The organism is Mesorhizobium sp. M0119 (assembly GCF_040322615.1).
Taxonomy (GTDB): Bacteria; Pseudomonadota; Alphaproteobacteria; order Rhizobiales; family Rhizobiaceae; genus Mesorhizobium.
In genome coordinates this window covers 84,407-103,799 of the sequence record NZ_JAMYTU010000006.1, presented here as the reverse complement: position 1 = coordinate 103,799, position 19,393 = coordinate 84,407, and the positions used below count along the sequence as shown (strand labels likewise).

18 protein-coding genes are annotated in these 19,393 nt (G+C 62.2%); 2 read left to right on the top strand and 16 right to left on the bottom strand.

Features of this window, described 5'->3' with window-relative positions; all coding sequences use genetic code 11:
* The 13 genes from NKJ40_RS08310 to NKJ40_RS08250 all read right to left on the bottom strand — a co-directional run bounded on the left by NKJ40_RS08310 (nucleotide 1) and on the right by NKJ40_RS08250 (nucleotide 14,593).
* Complete coding sequence (locus NKJ40_RS08310) at nucleotides 1-315, bottom strand: hypothetical protein (RefSeq protein WP_352465667.1); 315 nt, start codon at nucleotides 313-315, stop codon at nucleotides 1-3.
* Between the two features lie 70 nt (nucleotides 316-385).
* Nucleotides 386-826: a hypothetical protein gene (locus NKJ40_RS08305; RefSeq protein WP_292658543.1), complete on the bottom strand. Its 441-nt coding sequence runs from the start codon at nucleotides 824-826 to the stop codon at nucleotides 386-388.
* Between the two features lie 50 nt (nucleotides 827-876).
* Nucleotides 877-1,137, bottom strand: coding sequence for a DUF2312 domain-containing protein (locus NKJ40_RS08300; protein ID WP_023719653.1), 261 nt, complete (start codon nucleotides 1,135-1,137; stop codon nucleotides 877-879).
* Between the two features lie 160 nt (nucleotides 1,138-1,297).
* Entirely contained in the window at nucleotides 1,298-4,756 is a 3,459-nt protein-coding gene (pyc, locus tag NKJ40_RS08295; protein ID WP_352465666.1) for a pyruvate carboxylase, read from the bottom strand.
* Between the two features lie 234 nt (nucleotides 4,757-4,990).
* Nucleotides 4,991-6,121 carry a branched-chain amino acid ABC transporter substrate-binding protein gene (locus NKJ40_RS08290; RefSeq protein WP_352465665.1) on the bottom strand — a complete coding sequence of 377 codons (1,131 nt, stop codon included), beginning with the start codon at nucleotides 6,119-6,121 and terminating at the stop codon, nucleotides 4,991-4,993.
* Nucleotides 6,122-6,259: 138 nt separating this feature from the next.
* Nucleotides 6,260-6,607: a DUF6867 family protein gene (locus NKJ40_RS08285; RefSeq protein WP_254816421.1), complete on the bottom strand. Its 348-nt coding sequence runs from the start codon at nucleotides 6,605-6,607 to the stop codon at nucleotides 6,260-6,262.
* Nucleotides 6,608-6,625: 18 nt separating this feature from the next.
* Nucleotides 6,626-7,354 (bottom strand): ABC transporter ATP-binding protein, encoded by a 729-nt coding sequence (locus NKJ40_RS08280; protein ID WP_254816420.1) that lies wholly within the window; start codon nucleotides 7,352-7,354, stop codon nucleotides 6,626-6,628.
* Complete coding sequence (locus NKJ40_RS08275) at nucleotides 7,354-8,502, bottom strand: ABC transporter ATP-binding protein (RefSeq protein ID WP_352465664.1); 1,149 nt, start codon at nucleotides 8,500-8,502, stop codon at nucleotides 7,354-7,356. The genes NKJ40_RS08280 and NKJ40_RS08275 overlap by 1 nt, the downstream gene beginning before the upstream one ends.
* Entirely contained in the window at nucleotides 8,502-10,130 is a 1,629-nt protein-coding gene (gene livM / locus NKJ40_RS08270) for a high-affinity branched-chain amino acid ABC transporter permease LivM (RefSeq protein ID WP_352465663.1), read from the bottom strand. The genes NKJ40_RS08275 and livM overlap by 1 nt, the downstream gene beginning before the upstream one ends.
* A 4-nt stretch (nucleotides 10,131-10,134) precedes the next feature.
* The gene (locus tag NKJ40_RS08265) at nucleotides 10,135-11,037 is read right to left on the bottom strand and encodes a branched-chain amino acid ABC transporter permease (protein WP_023678052.1); all 903 of its coding nucleotides are present in this window, start codon (nucleotides 11,035-11,037) and stop codon (nucleotides 10,135-10,137) included.
* Nucleotides 11,038-11,370: 333 nt separating this feature from the next.
* Nucleotides 11,371-12,372 carry a 4-hydroxyproline epimerase gene (locus tag NKJ40_RS08260; protein ID WP_352465662.1) on the bottom strand — a complete coding sequence of 334 codons (1,002 nt, stop codon included), beginning with the start codon at nucleotides 12,370-12,372 and terminating at the stop codon, nucleotides 11,371-11,373.
* A gap of 28 nt (nucleotides 12,373-12,400) precedes the next feature.
* Nucleotides 12,401-13,651, bottom strand: a complete 1,251-nt coding sequence (locus NKJ40_RS08255; RefSeq protein WP_352465661.1) for an NAD(P)/FAD-dependent oxidoreductase — start codon at nucleotides 13,649-13,651, stop codon at nucleotides 12,401-12,403.
* A 48-nt stretch (nucleotides 13,652-13,699) separates the two neighbouring features.
* A complete protein-coding gene (locus NKJ40_RS08250; protein WP_352465660.1) occupies nucleotides 13,700-14,593 on the bottom strand; it encodes a dihydrodipicolinate synthase family protein in 894 nt (297 codons plus the stop codon).
* 103 nt (nucleotides 14,594-14,696) lie between these two features.
* Here NKJ40_RS08250 and NKJ40_RS08245 point away from each other — a divergent pair, with 103 nt between their 5' ends.
* The gene (locus tag NKJ40_RS08245) at nucleotides 14,697-15,350 is read left to right on the top strand and encodes a GntR family transcriptional regulator (protein ID WP_352465659.1); all 654 of its coding nucleotides are present in this window, start codon (nucleotides 14,697-14,699) and stop codon (nucleotides 15,348-15,350) included.
* A 14-nt stretch (nucleotides 15,351-15,364) separates the two neighbouring features.
* Here the strand turns inward: NKJ40_RS08245 and NKJ40_RS08240 are convergent, their stop codons facing one another.
* From NKJ40_RS08240 to NKJ40_RS08230, 3 genes are all read right to left on the bottom strand, one after another.
* On the bottom strand, nucleotides 15,365-15,679 hold the full coding sequence (locus NKJ40_RS08240; protein WP_352465658.1) for a hypothetical protein: 315 nt from the start codon (nucleotides 15,677-15,679) through the stop codon (nucleotides 15,365-15,367).
* Between the two features lie 305 nt (nucleotides 15,680-15,984).
* Nucleotides 15,985-16,281 (bottom strand): hypothetical protein, encoded by a 297-nt coding sequence (locus NKJ40_RS08235; RefSeq protein WP_292658513.1) that lies wholly within the window; start codon nucleotides 16,279-16,281, stop codon nucleotides 15,985-15,987.
* A 307-nt stretch (nucleotides 16,282-16,588) separates the two neighbouring features.
* Complete coding sequence (locus NKJ40_RS08230; RefSeq protein WP_352465657.1) at nucleotides 16,589-18,085, bottom strand: CoA-acylating methylmalonate-semialdehyde dehydrogenase; 1,497 nt, start codon at nucleotides 18,083-18,085, stop codon at nucleotides 16,589-16,591.
* 390 nt (nucleotides 18,086-18,475) lie between these two features.
* Here NKJ40_RS08230 and NKJ40_RS08225 point away from each other — a divergent pair, with 390 nt between their 5' ends.
* A complete protein-coding gene (locus NKJ40_RS08225; RefSeq protein WP_352465656.1) occupies nucleotides 18,476-19,357 on the top strand; it encodes a LysR family transcriptional regulator in 882 nt (293 codons plus the stop codon).
* Nucleotides 19,358-19,393: the final 36 nt, after the last annotated feature.

Here is a 19,393-nt window from a genome sequence, read left to right as displayed (position 1 = left end):
TCAGGCCACGACCACCAGGATCAGCCACAACGTGGCGCCAAGCGTCATCAGCGCGGCCTTGGCGCCAGTTGATTTTCCGGCAGTTCGCCAAACGGCAAAGGTCAGGAAGATATTGTAGGGCACCGGCGCGAAATGCACCGCCAGGACGAGCGCAAGCGGCAGCTTCAGCCCGAGCAGAATGAGTGCCGCCACCGACGACGCGATGTTGATGGCTGTGCCGACAACGACCAGGTCGCGCCAGAACAGCCGATCGAGCGACACGCTGCCGAGCCAGCGTGAGCGGAAAAAGGCGGCAACGCGCGACATGATCGTCATCGATCAACCGGCTCCCTCGCTCTGCTCACCAGAGCAACCCTTCCACAAGGATTGCGTCTGGAACCCAGCTTTATTCCTGACCCAGAACTTCGGCAATCGCGCGCTCGAAACGCGAGGCTTCCGTCACCAGCCAATCGGTCATCGCCGGCCAATTGTCCTCGGCAAAACAATTCACCCGCCACATCGAATTGATCCCGAGGCCGTCGCAACTTTGTTCTGGCCTGAGCTTCAGCCTGTCTTCGATGGCCGGCTGGAACGGCTTCAACCGCGACCAGGCTTGCGTGGCACCGAACTTCTCGTTGCGGCCGAAGAAGACGCCGACATGATTGTGCGCAGGCGCGACATACATGGAAAGGACCAATGCGAAGTCGGGCAGCCCACGCTGCCAGAACCACGGTCCGCGCCTCGCCAGCAGAGCCCTTTCATCCGGATGCCGTTCCGCGAACAGCGTCCAGAAGCTGCGTTGGCGGAATTCAGAGGCGCGGCGGGCGCCAAAATCGAATTCGCTCATGTTCGAACCGTCGAGGGGCGCTGCAACCGGTGCCCAAGGCTGTTACCGGCCTACACCATTCCAAGCGCGGCCTTGTACAGATCGAGAATGGATTCCTCTTCCTGCCGCTCGGCCTGGTCCTTCTTGCGCAGCCGGATGATCGACCGCATCGCCTTGGTGTCGAAGCCGGTGCCCTTGGCCTCTGCGAACACTTCCTTGATGTCGTCGGCAATCGTCTTCTTCTCTTCCTCGAGCCGCTCGATGCGTTCGATGAAGGCGCGCAGCTGGCCGGCGGCAACAGTCTGGCTGGTCTCGGTGATGTCGTCGGCCATAGTCTTCTCTCCGCGTCGTTTCTCGCCGCGACTCGGGGTGACCCGAGCGGCGAATTGCAGCGGTTCGATGCCCGACCGGGCGCGGCGGGTCAAGGTGCTATCGATGCGGCATGAAGGGCTGCTGCCAGGCGCCGACAAGGCTGTCTGATGCCGGCCTATTTCACCCGAACGCGATCAGCAGATCCTTGGCATCGATCTGGTCGCCGGCCTTGACCAGCACTTCGGCTATGGTGCCGTCGCGTTCGGCATGCAACGCCGTTTCCATCTTCATTGCTTCGATCGACAGCAGCACGTCGCCGGCCTTCACCGCCTGGCCGGCAGCGACCGCAAGCGCCGAGACGACGCCAGGCATCGGCGCGCCGACATGCGCCTCATTGCCCGGCTCCGCCTTGCGCCGCGCTTTGGCGGCGGACACGCCATGCGCCCGGTCCGGCACCTTCACGCGGCGCGGCTGGCCGTTGAGCTCGAAGAACACGGTGACCATGCCCTTTTCGTCGACATCGCCCAGGGCAAGGCAGCGCACCACCAGCGTCTTGCCTTTTTCGATGTCGACGAAAATCTCGTCTTCCGGCTTCATGCCGTAGAAATAGGTCGGCGTCGGCAGTACGCTGACCGGCCCGTAGGTCTCCTGCGCGGCGGCAAAATCGGAAAACACCTTCGGATACATCAGCCACGACGCGAACTCGAACTCACTGAGCTTGCGCTCGAGCTTTTCCTCGACCTCCGTGCGGCTGGCCTTGAGATCCGCCGGCTTGAGCAGCGAACCCGGCCGCACCGTGATCGGCTTTTCGCCCTTCAGCACCTTCTTCTGCAATGGCTTTGGCCAGCCGCCCGGCGACTGGCCGAGATCGCCGCGCAACATCGACACCACCGAATCCGGGAAGGCGATGTCCCTCGCCGGATTCTCGACATCGGCGACGGTCAGGTCCTGGCTCACCATCATCAGCGCCATGTCGCCGACGACCTTGGATGACGGCGTCACCTTGACGATGTCGCCGAACATCAGATTGACGTCGTGATAGGTCTGCGCCACTTCGTGCCAGCGTGTCTCCAGCCCGAGCGAGCGCGCCTGTTCCTTGAGGTTGGTGAACTGCCCGCCCGGCATTTCGTGCAGATAGACCTCCGATGCCGGCCCCTTCAGGTCGCTTTCAAAGGCGGCGTATTGGTTGCGCACCGCCTCCCAGTAGAACGAGATGTTCCTGATCCATTGCGGGTCGAGGCCCGGATCGCGCTCGGTGCCTTTCAGCGCCTCGACGATCGAACCCAGGCACGGCTGCGAGGTGTTGCCCGATAGCGAATCCATCGCCGCGTCGATGGCGTCGACGCCGCTCTCCACTGCCGCCAGCACGGTTGCCGCCGACAGGCCGGATGTGTCGTGGGTGTGGAAGTGGATCGGCAGGTCCGTTGCCTCGCGCAGTGCCTTGAACAGGACGCGGGCCGCCGCCGGTTTCAAAAGCCCGGCCATATCCTTGACGGCGATGATATGGGCGCCTGCCGCCTGCAATTCCCTGGCCAGGCCGACATAATATTTCAGATCGTATTTCGCCCGCGCCGGATCGAGTATGTCGCCGGTATAGCAGATCGCCGCTTCGATCAGTCTGCCCTCGGCGCCGACCGCATCCATGGCGACGCGCATGTTCTCGACCCAGTTCAGGCAGTCGAAGACCCGGAACAGGTCGATGCCGCCGGCAGCGGCCTGGCGGACGAAATGCTGGACGACGTTGTCGGGATAATTGGTATAGCCAACGCCGTTGGCACCGCGCAGGAGCATCTGCAGCAGAAGGTTGGATGCTGCCTCGCGCACCAGCGACAGCCGCTCCCATGGGTCTTCGGTGAGAAAGCGCATGGCGACGTCGAATGTGGCGCCGCCCCAGCATTCGAGCGACAAAAGCTGCGGCAGAGCGCGCGCATAGGTGCCGGCAATTCCGGCGATGTCATAGGTGCGCACACGCGTCGCGAGCAAAGATTGATGCCCGTCGCGCATTGTCGTGTCGGTGACCAGCACCTCTTTTTGCTCGCGCATCCACGCGGCGAATTTCTCCGGCCCGAGCACGTCGAGCTTCTGCTTGCTGCCTTGAGGCACATTGCCGTTGAGATATGGCACCACTGGTGGCGCCGCATCGGCCTTTGGCTGCGGGCGGCCGCGCGTCTCGGGATGACCATTGACCGAAACGTCGGCAAGATAGTTGAGCAGCTTGGTCGCGCGGTCCTGCCGCTTCACACTGGCGAACAGTTCCGGCGTCGTGTCGATGAACTTGGTGGTGTAGGAATTGTCGGCGAAGCTCGGGTGATTGATGATCGCCTCGAGGAAGGTGAGATTGGTCGCCACGCCGCGGATGCGGAATTCGCGCAGCGCCCGGTTCATGCGGGCGATGGTCTCGGCCGGCGTCGGCGCCCACGCCGTCACTTTTTCCAACAGCGGATCGTAGAAGCGGGTGATGACCGCGCCCGAATAGGCGGTGCCGCCATCAAGGCGGATACCGAAGCCGGTGGCGCCGCGATAGGCGGTGATGCGGCCATAATCGGGGATGAAATTATGCTCGGGGTCTTCAGTGGTGATGCGGCACTGCAGGGCGTGACCGTTGAGCCTGATGTCCTTCTGCGCCGGAACGCCCGATTCCGCCGTGCCGATGGCAAAGCCGTCGAGGATATGGATCTGCGCCTTGACGATGTCGATGCCGGTCACCTGTTCGGTGACGGTGTGCTCGACCTGGATACGCGGATTGACCTCGATGAAATAGAATTTTCCGGTATCGGCATCCTGCAAGAACTCGACCGTGCCGGCGCCGATATAGCTGGTTTCGCGCGCGATCCTCAGCGCGTAGCCGCAAAGCTCCTCGCGCTGTGGCATTTCAAGATACGGCGCCGGCGCCCGCTCGACCACTTTCTGGTTGCGGCGCTGGATCGAACAATCGCGTTCGAACAGGTGCACGGCGTTGCCTTGGCGGTCGCCCAGCACCTGCACCTCGACATGGCGGGCGCGCTCGATCAGCTTTTCGAGATAGACCTCGTCCTTGCCGAAAGCCGCCTTCGCCTCACGCTTGCCTTCCATCACCTCGCGGGCGAGATCCGCCTCGGAGCGGATGGCGCGCATGCCGCGGCCGCCGCCGCCCCACGACGCCTTGAGCATCACCGGGTAGCCGATCGTCTTGGCGAGTTCCTTTACCGCCGCCATGTCGTCCGGCAAGGGATCGGTAGCGGGAATTACAGGCACGCCGACTTCGATCGCCAGATTGCGCGCGGCGACCTTGTTGCCCAGCCGGCGCATCGTATCGGGCTTTGGTCCGATGAAGATGATGCCGGCCTTGGCACAGGCCTCGGCGAATTCCGGGCTCTCCGACAGCAGCCCGTAACCCGGATGGATGGCATCAGCGCCCGAAAGCCTGGCGACGCGGATAACCTCCTCGATCGACAGATAGCTTTCGATCGGCCCCATATCCCTGGTCAGGTGCGGCCCACGGCCGACCTGGTAGCTTTCGTCGGCCTTGAAGCGATGCAGCGAGTATTTGTCTTCCTCCGCCCAGATCGCCACGGTTTTGAGGCCGAGTTCATTGGCCGCGCGGAAGACGCGGATGGCAATTTCGGAGCGGTTGGCGACAAGGATTTTCGAGATTGCCAAGGACAAGGCTCCGGACGCGGAGGGTAAGGAAACTGACGACATGATTAACGCGAAAATGTTGCAGTGCAAACAAAATCGAAAAGAGGATTAAATCGATTTAGTTTGATCTATCACGTCGACGCATTGCGTGTCGATCCGGAGAACGCCTGGGCAGTTCCGATCCAGGCGTTCGGGAAACCCTCATGAAAAATGCCCGGCGCGAGGCGCCGGGCATTTTCATGTAGCAACGTCCGGTTATTTGCCGGGTGCGTTCTCAACATAGGTGTACTTGCCGTCGTCACCCTTCTTCCAGGTGTACATGACGTAGTCCGGACGGGTGATATCGCCCTTTGCGTCGTAGCCGATCTCGCCGATCGCGGTCTTCCAGGGGCCGGCCGACTTGATGGTCTCGGCTACCTTCTGAGCGTCATCGGCTGAACCGGCCTTGGTGATGGCGGCCGCGATGATTTCCATCGCTGCGTAGGAGTAGAGGGTATAGGCTTCAGGCTCGAAGCCGGCCGCACGGAACTTCTCGACGAGCTCCTTGGCGTTCGGATTCTTGCGCGGATCCGGAGCGAACGTCATCAGCGTGCCCTCGACGGCGTCGCCGGCGATGGAGGCCAATTCGTTCGACACGATGCCGTCGCCGGACATGAAGGTTGCCTTGAGGCCCTGGTCAGCGAGCTGGCGTATGATCAGGCCGGCTTCGGTGTGCAGGCCGCCATAGTAGACGACCGAGACGCCCGCGTCCTTCATCTTGGCGATGAGGGCCGAGAAATCCTTGTCGCCGACATTGATGCCTTCATACATGGCCTCAGTCACGCCGTTGGCTGCGAGCGCCTTCTTGGTTTCGTCGGCGAGGCCCTGGCCATAAGGCGTCTTGTCATGGATGACAGCGATCTTGGCATCCTTGAAGTTCGCGGCGAGATAGTCGCCAGCGACCTTGCCCTGCTGATCGTCGCGTCCGCAGGTGCGGAAGGTGTTCCACATGCCACGTTCGGTGAACTTCGGATTGGTCGCGGCCGGCGTGATCTCAAGCATGCCGTTCTCGGCGTAGACTTCCGATGCCGGGATCGAGACGCCGGAGTTGAAGTGGCCATCGACGTACTTGACGCCGTCGGCGACGAACTTGTTGGCGACCGAGATGCCTTGCTTGGGATCGGAGACGTCGTCGCCGACTTCAAGCTTGAGCTGCTGGCCAAGAACGCCGCCCGCCGCATTGATATCGGCGACTGCCTGTTCGGCACCCTTCTGAAGCTGGGCACCGAACGCTGCGTTCGGACCGGTGATCGGACCGGCAACGCCGATCAGGATGTCAGCCCACGCGTTGCCGCTGAACGCGACAAGCGCGGCCAGGGCGACGGCGGACAAAAGTGACTTTTTCATTGAAACGCTCCCATTTACCGAGTGGGCGTGGATGTTGCTTTCATGCGATGCCCACTCTTGCTCGCAGAAAGAGTACTTTGCCGATTTTCAGGCACTTGTCACGCCGATTCATCCCTGAAACGCCGTTAACGATAAATGTCAACCTTTTGGTTTCCAGCTCAAAAGAGAGGCTCTCTCGTAAAGCCAATTATACTGCGTTACCATCTGGTTGGTGCGCGTGTATTGGTAGCCAATGAAGCCCAATATCATCAGCACGATGGTATCGACCACGTAGTAATGCAGCGAAAACATCGTTCCGCCGAACAGCGCATGATGGATGAATCTTACGCCGATGCCGAGCCCCAGCATATAGGCGAATAGCTGGGCGAAGCTGCGCCATGTTTGGGCACACGCCTTGCCCGTCATCCAGGCCGCCCAGCCACCGAGCAGGCAGGTGACGAAAAAGAACTGCCAAATCGAGGGTTCCTCATAAAGAATGCCCTGCATGATGAAGACTCCTGAAACTCAGTGATGGCCGCCCTCGAGATAGGCGGCGCGCACTTCCGGATTGGCGAGCAGTTCCTTGCCGGTGCCGCTCATCGTCACATTGCCGTTGACCATGACATAGCCGCGCGTGGCGAGCTTCAGTGCGCCGAAGGCGTTCTGCTCGACCAGGAACACGGTCAGTCCCTGCGTGCGGTTTAGCTCGCGAATGGCGTCGAAGATCTGCTTGACGATCAGCGGCGCCAGGCCTAGCGACGGCTCATCCAGCAAGAGCAGCTTCGGCCTTGCCATCAGCGCGCGGCCGATCGACAGCATCTGCTGCTCGCCGCCCGAAAGCGTACCGCCACGCTGGCCGACGCGTTCCTTGAGCCGCGGGAACAGCGTGAAGACCCTTTCGACGTCCTCGTCGTAATGCTTGAGACCGTCGAGGCTGGCGCCCATCTGCAGATTTTCCATCACCGTCATGCGCGGAAAGATGCGCCGGCCCTCCGGCGACTGCGCGATACGCATGCGCGCGATCTCGTGGGTCGGCATCTGGGTGATATCGGTGCCGGCGAAAGTGATAGTGCCGGCACGAGCGCGCGGAGCACCGAAGATGGTCATCATCAGTGTCGACTTGCCGGCGCCATTGGCGCCGATCAGCGCCACGATCTCGCCCTGTTTGACGGTGACGTCGACGCCGTTCAGCGCCCTGATGTTGCCGTAGTAGGTCTGGACGCCCTTGATATCGAGCAGCGTTGTGCCGGCCATTATTTCCGCCCCCCACGCCGATTAGAGGTGCCGGGAGTTTTCGACTTCGCCGGAGCCTTGCCCGGCTTTGCCGTGGAAGATTTCGCGGCCGATTTGGCTTTGGCCGGCGATCCGGACTTTGCAGCAGCGCTCGACCTTGCATCGATCTGCCCGGCCTTCGAAGCGCCCTTTGACACTGTGACGCGCTCGCCCTCGCTATGGCCGACCGTATCGGCCACCGGTCCGGCAAGATAGGAAGACGATGTGCCCGGTCCATGCGCGGCATCCGGACCCGTATCCAATTGCTCGATGACGTCCTCGTCGCCGACTTCGGTCAATACCGTCTCGACGTCCTCGTCTTCAACGCCCAGATAGGCGGCGATGACGCGCGGGTCGGTGCGTACCGATTGCGGGTTGCCGTCGGAGATCTTGCGCCCGTATTCGAGCACGACGACATGGTCTGAAATCTGCATAACCACCGCCATGTCGTGCTCGATCAAAAGGATCGACGTACCGGTGTTGTCCTTGATGTCCATCAGCAGCGCATTGAGCGCCGCCGATTCCTTCGGATTAAGGCCGGCAGCCGGCTCGTCGAGGCACAGAAGCTCAGGGCCGGTGCACATGGCGCGAGCAATTTCGAGCCGTCGCTGCGCGCCATATGGCAGATCGCCGGCAGGATCGTCGGCGCGGTCGACGAGATCAGCCTTCTCCAGCCAGTGCTCGGCCAGTTCAACCGACTCCGCCGAAGCCTGTCTGTATCCGCTATAGCCGAACAGGCCGAGAATAGTATAGCCGGACGCCTTCATCAGCTTGTTGTGCTGGGCGACCAGAAGGTTCTCCAGCAGCGTCATGCCCGAGAACAGCCGGATGTTCTGGAAAGTGCGCGCCACCTTGGCACGCGCCGGGATCTCATGGTTCGGCAAACGTTCAAGCAGGAAGACCGAGCCGTCGCGCCGGTTGAGCGTGATCATGCCTTCCGACGGCTTGTAGAAACCGGTGATGCAATTGAACACGGTGGTCTTGCCGGCGCCGTTGGGACCGATCAGCGCGGTGATCTCGCCACGTTTGGCCTGGAATGACAAATCGCCGATGGCGATGAGACCGCCGAACTTCATCGACAGATGCTCGACCTGCAGGATGGCATTGTTCACGGAGGGGCTCGCGTTCATCAGCCGTGTCCCTCCTTGGTGAAGGACCCGGACACCGCCCTGCGCACCTTCAGGAAGGCCGTCGGCTCGCGGCTGCCGACGAAGCCGCGCGGCTTCCACAGCATGACGATGACCATGGCCATGCCGAACAACAGCATGCGATAAAGTTCCGGCGTGAAGTCGGGGCCGAACCCGGGTATGACCTTGATGTTGCCCCAACTCAGGCCGGTCTTGAGGAAATCCAGTTCGCGCAGGATTTCGGTGCCGCCGATCATCACCATGGCGGCGACGGCAATGCCGACCAGCGAGCCCATGCCGCCAAGCACGACGATGGCAAGGATGATCGCCGATTCCAGGAAGACGAAGGATTCCGGGCTGACGAAGCCTTGCCGCGCGGCAAAGAACGAACCGGCGAAGCCGCCGAACATCGCGCCCGTGGCAAAGGCCGTGAGCTTGGTGGTGGTGGTGTTGATGCCGAGCGAGCGGCAGGCGATCTCGTCCTCGCGCAGCGCTTCCCAGGCGCGGCCGACCGGCAGGCGCCTGAGCCTCACCGTGACGAAGGCGGTCAGCAGGCAGAGTCCAAGGATCAGGTAGTAGAGGAAGATCTTGTAGTAGGCGCCGGACTGCGCGATGCCGAGCACCTTGGAGATGTAGTTCGGGTCGGAGACGTTGAATGACATCAGGCCGAAGAACGAGACCTTCGGGATGCCGGAAATCCCGGCCGAGCCGTTGGTCACTTCGCGCCAGTTGATGATCACCAGCCTTATGATCTCGCCGAAAGCGAGCGTCACGATCGCCAGATAGTCACCGCGCAGGCGTAGCACAGGGAAGCCCAGCATCACGCCCCAGAATGCAGCCATCAGGCCGGCGGCGGGCAGCAGGATCCAGAAGGAAAGGCCGAAATGCGTGCCGAGCAGCGCATAGGCATAGGCACCGACGGCGTAGAAGGCGACATAGCCGAGGTCGAGCAGGCCGGCCAAGCCAATAACGATATTCAACCCCCAGGCCAGCATCACGTAGATCAGGATCTGGATGCCGAAATTGTCGACATACTTCAGCGAACCCTGGAAACCGACCGCCATGGACCCGGCATATAGCGCCAGCACCAACACCACGACGATCGGGTAGAGCGCCAGTGCGGTTATGCCCAATGCCGAGAAATGAGCATGAATGAAGGCCCGGAAACGATAAATCAGCCAGGCCAGCGCATAGATGATTGCAAGCGCCCGCAGGAATCGCACAAAATCGGAAAGTTCCGGCCCTAAGGCCTCGGTCAGGAAGCCGCTGAGCGCCAGCAGAATAACGGCGACGGCGACCGCCACGATGAACGCGGGAAGGCGGAAGAATCGCGAAGCCAGGCTGACCGGCAGCAGGCCGGTGGCGACGTCGACGATCTTCTGGTTCGCCAGGAAAGGTTGGCCATAGGCGACGTAAAGGAAGCGTCCGGCCATAGTGGTGATCACGACGCCCGCGAGCAAGCCCCAGCGCTGCAACAGGATCAGTTCGTTGGAGATGTTCTGGTCGGTCTTCAGGCCGATGAACAGCACGAACAGGCCAAGCGAGATGGCGCCGGCATAGAGCGCTTCGCGAAAAGCGCGCTGGACCGGGGTGGCGACGACGGTGTTTTCCGGAGATACGGTGACCGCCATGAACTCAGACCTTTTCGACTTCTGGCCGGCCGAGAATGCCGGAAGGCAGGAAGATCAGCACGATCGCCAGGATGGAGAAGGCGGCGACGTCCTTGTAATCGATCGAGAAATAAGCCGACCACATGCTTTCGATGAAGCCAATCATCAGCCCGCCGAGCACGGCGCCGGGCAGTGAGCCGATGCCGCCGAGCACCGCGGCAGTAAATGCCTTCACACCGGGCGTAAAGCCGTCGGAAAACACCACCACACCGTAGTACATCAGGAACAACGTGCCGGCGACGGCGGCAAGGGCGGCGCCCATGATGAAGGTGATCGAGATGGTGCGGTCGACGTCGATGCCAAGCAGCGCCGCCATCTTGCGGTCCTGCTCGCAGGCGCGCTGCGCCCGACCGAGCGAGGTCTTGTTGACCAGGTACCAGAACAGCGCCAGCAGGACTATGGTGACCAGGACGATGATGATCTGCTTCAGCGAGACGCTGATGCCTTCGATGTTGTAGACCTTGGACACCATTGGCGGGACCGGCTTGTTGCGCGGCCCTTGCGTCACCTGGACGAAATTGGACAGCGCAATCGACATGCCAATCGCGGTGATCAGCGGCGCCAGCCGGAATGAACCGCGCAAAGGCCGGTAGGCGACCTTCTCGATCGTCCAATTATACAGGCTGGTCAGCAGCATCGCGACGATCATCATGATCAGCAGCGCAACGACGATCGGCAACGAATAGAACAACGCACCGAGGATAAGGAAAACGATGAGCGCGGTGAAAGCGCCGATCATGAAAATGTCGCCATGGGCGAAATTGATCATGCCGATGATGCCGTAGACCATCGTATAGCCGATCGCGATCAGCCCATAGATCGATCCCAGCGTCAGCCCATTGATAAGCTGCTGGACAAAATACTGCATGCTGTCGTGGCTCCCCTGGAATGTCGCCCATGCAGACGCATTCCTTTTCGTATTTCCCCTAGTCGTAAAGTTTCGAGCCCGGATTGCAACGTGATTTTTCGATGGTTATGCGTGTTTTCGCCGCATGCCGTCCGATTGCCCGTTTTGTTCCCGTCCGACCCTGGACTATCGCGGACCCTACCATTGGCCTAACGCAATGTCTTTGACGATTCAATCGCAGCATGGGCTCCATTTCGAAGAAATCGCCGTCAAAATAAGTTGATGAGCGGGATCGTTGCGCCGTTGACGTCAATCCGCTTGCGCTCTCTTTCATTCCCTTGCGTCAGTGTTTTTCTATTTGACGACAAAGCCGTGCGCGAACGGGTCGCGGTCGTCGATGAAGATCGTGTTCAATCCGGTCATTCGTGCCCAGCCGCCGATCGACGGAATGATTGCCGGCTTGCCAGCGACGGTGACCTCTTTCTCCACCCTGCCCTTGAACAGCGAACCGATGATCGATTCATGGACGAAGTCGTCGCCTACCCCAAGCTTGCCCTTGGCGTGAAGCTGCGCCATCCGCGCCGAGGTGCCGGTGCCGCAGGGCGAGCGGTCGATTGCCTTGTCGCCGTAGAATACGGCGTTGCGGGAATCGGCTTGCGGGTTGGTCGGCGCACCGGTCCACAATATGTGCGACAGCTTGTCGATGCCGGGATTCTCCGGGTGGACGAAGGAATATTTCTCGTTGAGCCGCTGCCGCACCACCGGGCTCCAGGCGATCAGGTCGCCGGCCGAATGATCGGCCATGTCGCGATAGCTCTTTTGCGGTTCGACGATGGCGTAGAAATTGCCGCCATAGGCGACATCGACGCTGATCTCGCCGAGCCCCGGGCATTCGACCGTCAGTCCCTCGGCATAGAGGAACGACGGCACATTGGTGATGCGCACCTCCTCGACATAGTCGCCGACTTGGCTGTACTCGGCGACGACCAGGCCCGCCGGCGTATCCAGCCTGAGCATGCCCGGCGTCTTCGGCTTGATCAGCCCATGCTCGACGGCAAAAGTAACCGTGCCGATTGTGCCGTGGCCGCACATCGGCAAGCAGCCCGAGGTTTCGATGAACAGGATGGCGATGTCACAATCTTCACGCGTCGGCGGATAGAGGATCGAGCCGGACATCACGTCATGGCCGCGCGGCTCGAACATCAGGCCGGTGCGGATCCAGTCATATTCGGCCAGGAAATGCGCTCGCCGCTCCATCATCGTCGAGCCCTTGAGTAAAGGCCCACCGCCGGCGACCAGCCGCACCGGATTGCCGCAGGTGTGGCCGTCTATGCAGAAGAAGGAATTCTTGGCCATGCCGGCTCCCAACTGAATGTCGTCGAACTCAAAACCGTTGCGGGCTGAACGGGCCGAGATCGAGCGATGGATTCTGCCCGAGAACGAGCTCGCGGATCAAGCGCCCGGTCGCCGCAGCCTGAGTCAGCCCGAGGTGACCATGGCCGAAACCGTACACCACCGACGGCGTTTGTTGCGAATGTCCGATCACCGGCAGCGAATCCGGCAGCGACGGCCGGAACCCCATCCATTCGCGGCCATTGGCCGGATCAAGTCCCGGCAGGAATTTCTGCGCCTTTTCGAGCAGCGCTTTCGAGCGCGCATAATTCGGCGGCCTCTCGAGGCCGCCGAATTCGACCGCACCACCGACGCGCAGGCCCGTCTCAAGCGGCGTGATGACGAAGCCATGCCCGGAGAAGATCAATTGTCGCTTTACGTCGAAGGCAGTCTTCGGCAACGTCGTGTTGTAGCCACGCTCGGTCTCCAGCGGGATGCTGTCGCCGAGATGTCTCGCCAGCAGATGCGACCAGGCCCCGGCAGCGATGACGAGATGCTTCGCCCCTCGCCGCGTGCCGTCGGCCGTGGTCAGGATCGCGCCGTCCTGTCCCGCCTCGACACGCTCGATCCGGGCCTTTTCGAACCCCGCGCCCAACCCCTCGGCATAGGCCCATAAGGCCTTTCCAAGCAGCTTGGGGTCGGCGACGGTTTTCCACCCCGGCACGAATGTTCCCTTGACGAAGCGCGGCGACAGACCGGGCTGCAAGGCGGCGAGAGCGTTGCCCTCGACATGGCTGAAGCCGATGCCGAAGCGCTGCCTTGCCGCCCAGCCGGGCAGCGACGCCTTGAACTCGGCCTCGCTGTCATAGAGTTCGAGCGAGCCGTCCTCGTGCAGCATCGGCCGTGTGCCGGAACGGTCGAGCAAGCCCATCCATTCCGCCTCGGCGAGCTTCATCATCCCGGCCTGCGCGGCAAGGCCGGCTTCATAGCGGTCGCTTCGGCCGGCACGCCAGAAGCGGACCAGCCAGGGCAACAGCTTCGGCAAATAGGCGGGCGGAATGCTGAGCGGGCCGAGCGGGTCGGCGAGCCATTTCGGCAACTGCCTGATCATGCCCTTGTGAGCCAGCGGCAGCACATCGGAGAAGGCAAAGGCAGCGGCATTGCCGGAGCTGGTTTCCTCGCAGATCCCCGTCCGATCGAAGATCGTGACGTTTCGCCCCGCCTCGGCCAGAAAGGCGGCGGCGCAGATGCCGATGATGCCGCCACCAACGATGGCAACATCGAGCGTAGCGTCATCATTCATTGCCATGCGCCGCGCTGCACATCTGCAAATAGCCTCAAAGGGACTGGATCAGAATGTCGGCAGCTGTGGCCGCACCGCCAGCGCATCCCTGACGATCTTTTCGACAGCCTTGCGCCGCTCGCCCGCCAATGGCTGGCGCGGCATGCGCACCCGGTCATTGGTATTGATGGCGAAGACCTCCGCGAGCTTGATGTTCTGCACCAGATAGGTCGAGACGTCGAGGTCGAGCAGCGGCCGGAACCAGCGGTAGATTTTCAACGCCTCCTCGCGGCGGCCCTGTCTCATCAGCTGGTAGATGGCGACGGTCTCGCGCGGGAACGCGGTGACCAGGCCCGCCACCCAGCCGATGGCGCCGACCGACAGCGCCTCGAAGGCGAGATTGTCGACGCCGGTGAACAGGTCGTAGCGGTCGCCGAGGCGGTTGATGATCTCGGTCGAGCGGCGGATGTCGTCGGAGGACTCTTTTATGGCGACGAAGCGCTGGTCCTTCGCCAACTCCTCCATCTGGTCGACGGTGACGTCGACGCGGTAGGCGAGCCGGTTGGAGTAGATCATCACCGGCAGGTCGCCGGCCGCGGCGACGGCGCTGAGTGCCGCGACCGTCTCCTCGGTATTGGTATGGTAGATCGGGCTCGGCACCACCATCAAACCGTTGGCGCCTTCCTTGGCGGCGCGGCGCGCGATCGCCGCCGCCTCGCGTGTGCCGGCCTCGTTGACCGTCAACAGCACCGGTTTCTTGCCGGCGATCTTCTGCGCGGTCTTCAGCACGTCGATCTTCTCGTCATGCGACAGCATCGGGCCTTCGCCGAGCGACCCGCAGACGATGATGCCGTCACAGCCGGCCTCCATCTGCAGCGCAAAGCAGCGCTCCATCTCGGCATGGTCGAGGCGGTCATCCTCGGTGAACTTAGTCGTAACGGCGGGGAAGACTCCGGCCCACATGTCGGTCGCTCCATCTGATATATCAGTCGTATATTTCTTAAGAAGCCAGCTGTCAACGTTGAATCTGATATGATATATCAACAATATATCAGGAGACGCCGTATTGGTATATGACAACCCGGGCTCCGAGCCGGCGACTGCGAAGGCCTACCGCAGGCTCGAGCACATGATCGTAACGCTCGAACTGGCGCCGGCGAGCTTTATCACCGAGGGGGCGCTGATCGATAGGCTCGGCCTCGGCCGCACCCCGGTTCGCGAAGCGATCCAGCGGCTGGCCTGGGAGGGGCTGCTTGAGGTCCGGCCGCGCGCCGGCATTGCCATTGCCCCGCTTCACCCCGGTGACTGGGTGCGTGTCCTCGACGCCCGCCGTGGCGTCGAGGTCGTGCTTGCCCGCTCGGCCGCCCGCTTCGTCACCCGCGAAGCCGCCGACCTGTTCCATGACGCTGCCCTTGCCATGCAAAAGGCGGTGATTTCGGAAAATGTGTTTTACTTCATCCAAGCCGACAAGGCGCTCGACGAGGCGCTGGCGCTGGCTGCCGACAACCCGTTCGCCGCGCGCCTGGCGGCACCCCTGCAAACCCACAGCCGCCGCTTCTGGTTCCGCTACAAGGCCGACACCGGCTTGGCCGAATCCGCCGAGCACCACGTCGCGCTGATCCGCTCGATACTCGCCGGCGACGAAGAGGCCGCGGCCAAGGACGCCAAGCGGCTGATGGCGCTGCTGCGCGGCCACGCCGAGGCAGCTGCGACGCGCTGACGCCGCCCGCTCCCTCATGAGTTTTGGCCGGGCAGGGCCTCCACGCTTTCCCAATTTTCGCCGGCTGCGACAATGCAGCTTCTGCCGGCGACGTCGGTCACGATGACCGTCCAGCTTCCGCTATCGGCGACAAAAACTTCCATGACCGCCTCCTGACCGATCAGTCCGAGAGCAAACTGTTTTTCCTGGAAATTCTCAGTCAGGTGGGCGACGAGGGCGCCATGTTCAACGCAGTATTGATATTGGGCGCTTGCGGCATTCGTACCCACCGCGAATAAGCCGGCAAAAGCTACGGTCTTCACCCATCCTAACAGCGATTTGCGTGCCATAGGGCACCTCCTTTGCCATCGCGATCCGGCAAAGGGAGGTGATTGACGGCCTCATTTTGCCGGAGCGATCCAGGCCGGTTCCGACGTCATCATCGCGTCGCTCCTTTCCGTGTTCCGGTCTGCCGTCAGCGGGAACGATTCTGGATGTTCTCGCTATGTTCGATATATGGTATCGCTAACGAAAAATAGCAAGCGATGCGCGCCTCAAGCGGGCGCGGGGAGATCCGTTTCAAGGTCGCCGAGAATAAGGCCGCTGCCCGGCTACCGTGCCGAGGCTGCGGCCAGGTGAATAGGAAAGGCCTACTTCATGTACCGGGCAGCGCCGCTATCGTCATCGCGCTCTCCCAGCCTTCGCCGACTGAAATCACGCAGCTTTGACCTTTTGTATCGCTGGCGAGGATGGTCCAGGTGCCCCTGTCGGAAACGAAGACTTCAAGCACCACATTCGGATTGACGACGCCGACCGCCCTCGGGTTTTCATGAAACTTCTCGCCGAGCGCCTTGACCATATCGGCGCGTGCCGCACATTGCTCGGCAGCCATTGCCGGGACGGCGGAAAGGGCCATCGCAGCGCAAGCTATAGTCGCCATGAGACGTGTCATCTGACATCTCCTTTGCGCCGGACGACATCCCCCGGAGCCGTCACCAGCGCCGTTGGTTGATCTGCCAGCGTCTCCTTCGCGGCAGGACTGCAATCTAAGAAGATTGCTGCCTTCTTGGTTCCATCACATTAGTGTTCACGCCGATGAAGACCGCGACAAAAAAGCCCAAGCTTGGTGCCCGGGCCTTTTCTTGCTTTCTGCGATTTGGATCAGTTCATCGTCGGGATGACGAACTCGGCGCCATCCTTCACGCCGGCCCGCGCGCGCGCCGCCGAAGGCGAGGACGCGCAGACAGAAAACCGTCCGGCTAATTCATCGTCGGAATGACGAACTCGGCGCCATCCTTCACGCCGGACGGCCAGCGCGACGTCACCGTCTTGGTCTTGGTGTAGAAGCGGAACGCGTCCGGCCCGTGCTGGTTGAGGTCGCCGAAGGAGGAAGCCTTCCAGCCGCCAAACGTATAGTAGGCGATTGGCACCGGGATCGGCACGTTGATGCCTACCATGCCGACCTGGACCCGCGAGGCGAAGTCGCGCGCCGCATCGCCGTCGCGGGTGAAGATGGCGACGCCATTGCCCATCTCGTGCTCGTTGGCGAGCTTGATCGCGTTCTCGTAGGTCGGTGCGCGCACCACCGACAGCACCGGCCCGAAGATCTCTTCCTTGTAGATGCGCATGTCGGCGGTCACATTGTCGAACAGGCAGCCGCCCATATAGTAGCCGTTCTCGTAGCCCTGCATGGAAAAGCCGCGGCCATCGACCACCAGCTTGGCGCCTTCCTTGACGCCGGTGTCGACATAGGACTTGACCCGCTCCAGCGCCTGCGCCGTGACCAACGGGCCGAAATCGGCGGAAGAATCCGTCGACGGACCGACCTTCAGGCTCTCGACGCGCGGCACCAGTCTTTCCATCAGCCGGTTGGCGGTGTCGTTGCCGACCGGGACGGCCACCGAGATCGCCATGCAGCGCTCGCCGGCCGAGCCGTAGCCGGCGCCGATCAGCGCGTCGACGGTCTGGTCCATGTCGGCATCGGGCATGATGATCATGTGGTTCTTGGCGCCGCCGAAGCACTGCACGCGCTTGCCGGCCGCGCAACCGCGCGAATAGATGTACTGGGCGATCGGTGTCGAGCCGACGAAACCGATGGCCTTGATATCGGGATCGTCGAGGATAGCGTCGACCACTTCCTTGTCACCGTTGACAACATTGAGGATGCCCGCCGGCAGGCCGGCCTCGATGAACAGTTCGGCAATGCGCATCGGCACGCCCGGATCGCGCTCCGACGGCTTGAGGATGTAGGCATTGCCGCAGGCGATGGCCGGCGCGATCTTCCACAGGGGGATCATCGCCGGAAAATTAAACGGCGTGATGCCGGCGACAACGCCGAGCGGCTGGCGCATCGAATAGACGTCGATGCCGGGGCCGGCGCCATCGGTGAACTCGCCCTTCATCATATGCGGCGCACCGATGCAGACCTCGACCACTTCGAGGCCACGCTGGATGTCGCCCTTGGCGTCGGCGATGGTCTTGCCGTGTTCGCGCGCCAATATCTCGGCCAGCGCGTCATACTCCTTGGCGACCAGCTCGAGGAATCGCATCAAGACGCGCACACGCCGCTGCGAGTTGGTCGCCGCCCAGCCGGGCTGTGCCGCCTTGGCGTTTTCGACCGCCGCGCGCAATTCCGCCTGCGAAGCCAACGCCACCGTGCCGCGCACCGTGCCGTCCATCGGCTGCATGACGTCCTGCTTGCGGCCGCTGGTTCCTGCGACACGCTTGCCGCCGATGAAATGACCATATTCGATCATGATCTCTCTCCCTGGTTTGTGATGAGGCATTGTCCGCCTTTGCGGGAGCGATGGCAACGCGAGCGAAAACGCAACCGTTGTGCATAAAATAGAGTGCGAGAGGTGCCTGTGCATCAAATGGCGCAAATGGTAGGGAGTGTACTCCTATCGCTTGGATTGCTGAGTTGAGTTTCTTCACACCCCCCTCTGTCCTGCCGGACATCTCCCCCGCAAGGGGGGAGATTGGCGGCTTCGGCCTTACCGCCCTTTTTGCGACGTTGGAGATTGGCGAAAGCCGACCCGGCATCCGATCTCCCCCCTTGCGGGGGAGATGCCAAGTGGTGGCAAAGAGGGCAGGCCAGAGGGGGGTGGGCGGGAACGCGGCGCTCCCTATCGAAACGGACCATCCCCATGAACTGGGATGACGCTCGCATCTTCCTTGCCGTGGCGCGGGCCGGCCAGATCCTCGGCGCCGCCAGGCGGCTGGAGCTCAATCACGCCACCGTCTCGCGCCGCATTGCCGCCCTCGAGGATGCGCTCAGGACAAAACTGTTTCGCCGGCTTACCACCGGCAGCGAGCTGACGCCGGCGGGCGAGCGTTTCCTCGAGATCGCCGAACGCATGGAGGGCGACATGATCGCCGCGCGCTCGACTGTTTCAGGCGAAGGCGACGACGTCTCGGGCACCGTGCGGATCGGCGCGCCGGACGGTTTTGGCGTCGCCTTCCTGGCCAGGCGCCTCGGCGCGCTGACCGCTCTGCACCGTGAACTCACCATCCAGCTGGTGCCGGTACCGCGCTCCTTCTCGTTATCCCGGCGCGAGGCCGACATTGCCATCACCGTCGAACGGCCGACGGAAGGCCGCCTGGTGGCGGGAAAGCTGGTCGACTACACGCTCGGCCTGTTCGCGTCGCGGGCCTACGCCGACACGCATGGCCTGCCCGGAAACGCCGCCGAGCTAGGGCAGCACACGCTGATCGGCTACGTGCCGGACCTGATCGTCAGTCCTTCGCTCGACTACGCGGCCGAATTCAGCGCCGACTGGCGCACCAGCTTCGCCATTTCCTCAGCGCTCGGCCAGGCCGAAGCGGTGCGTTCCGGCGCCGGCATCGGCATACTGCATACCTTCGTTGCCCGCTCGATGCCGGAACTGGTGCCTCTCGATATCGTCGCACCCATCCGCCGCGCCTACTGGCTGGTCTATCATGAATCGGTCAGGCCGCTGCGCCGCGTCCAGATCGTCTCGAGCTTCATCACCAAGGCCGTCGAACGGGACAGGGGTTTGTTCGCGTGAAGCCTATCGGCCGGCGGCTGTCTTAAGCTGCTGGGG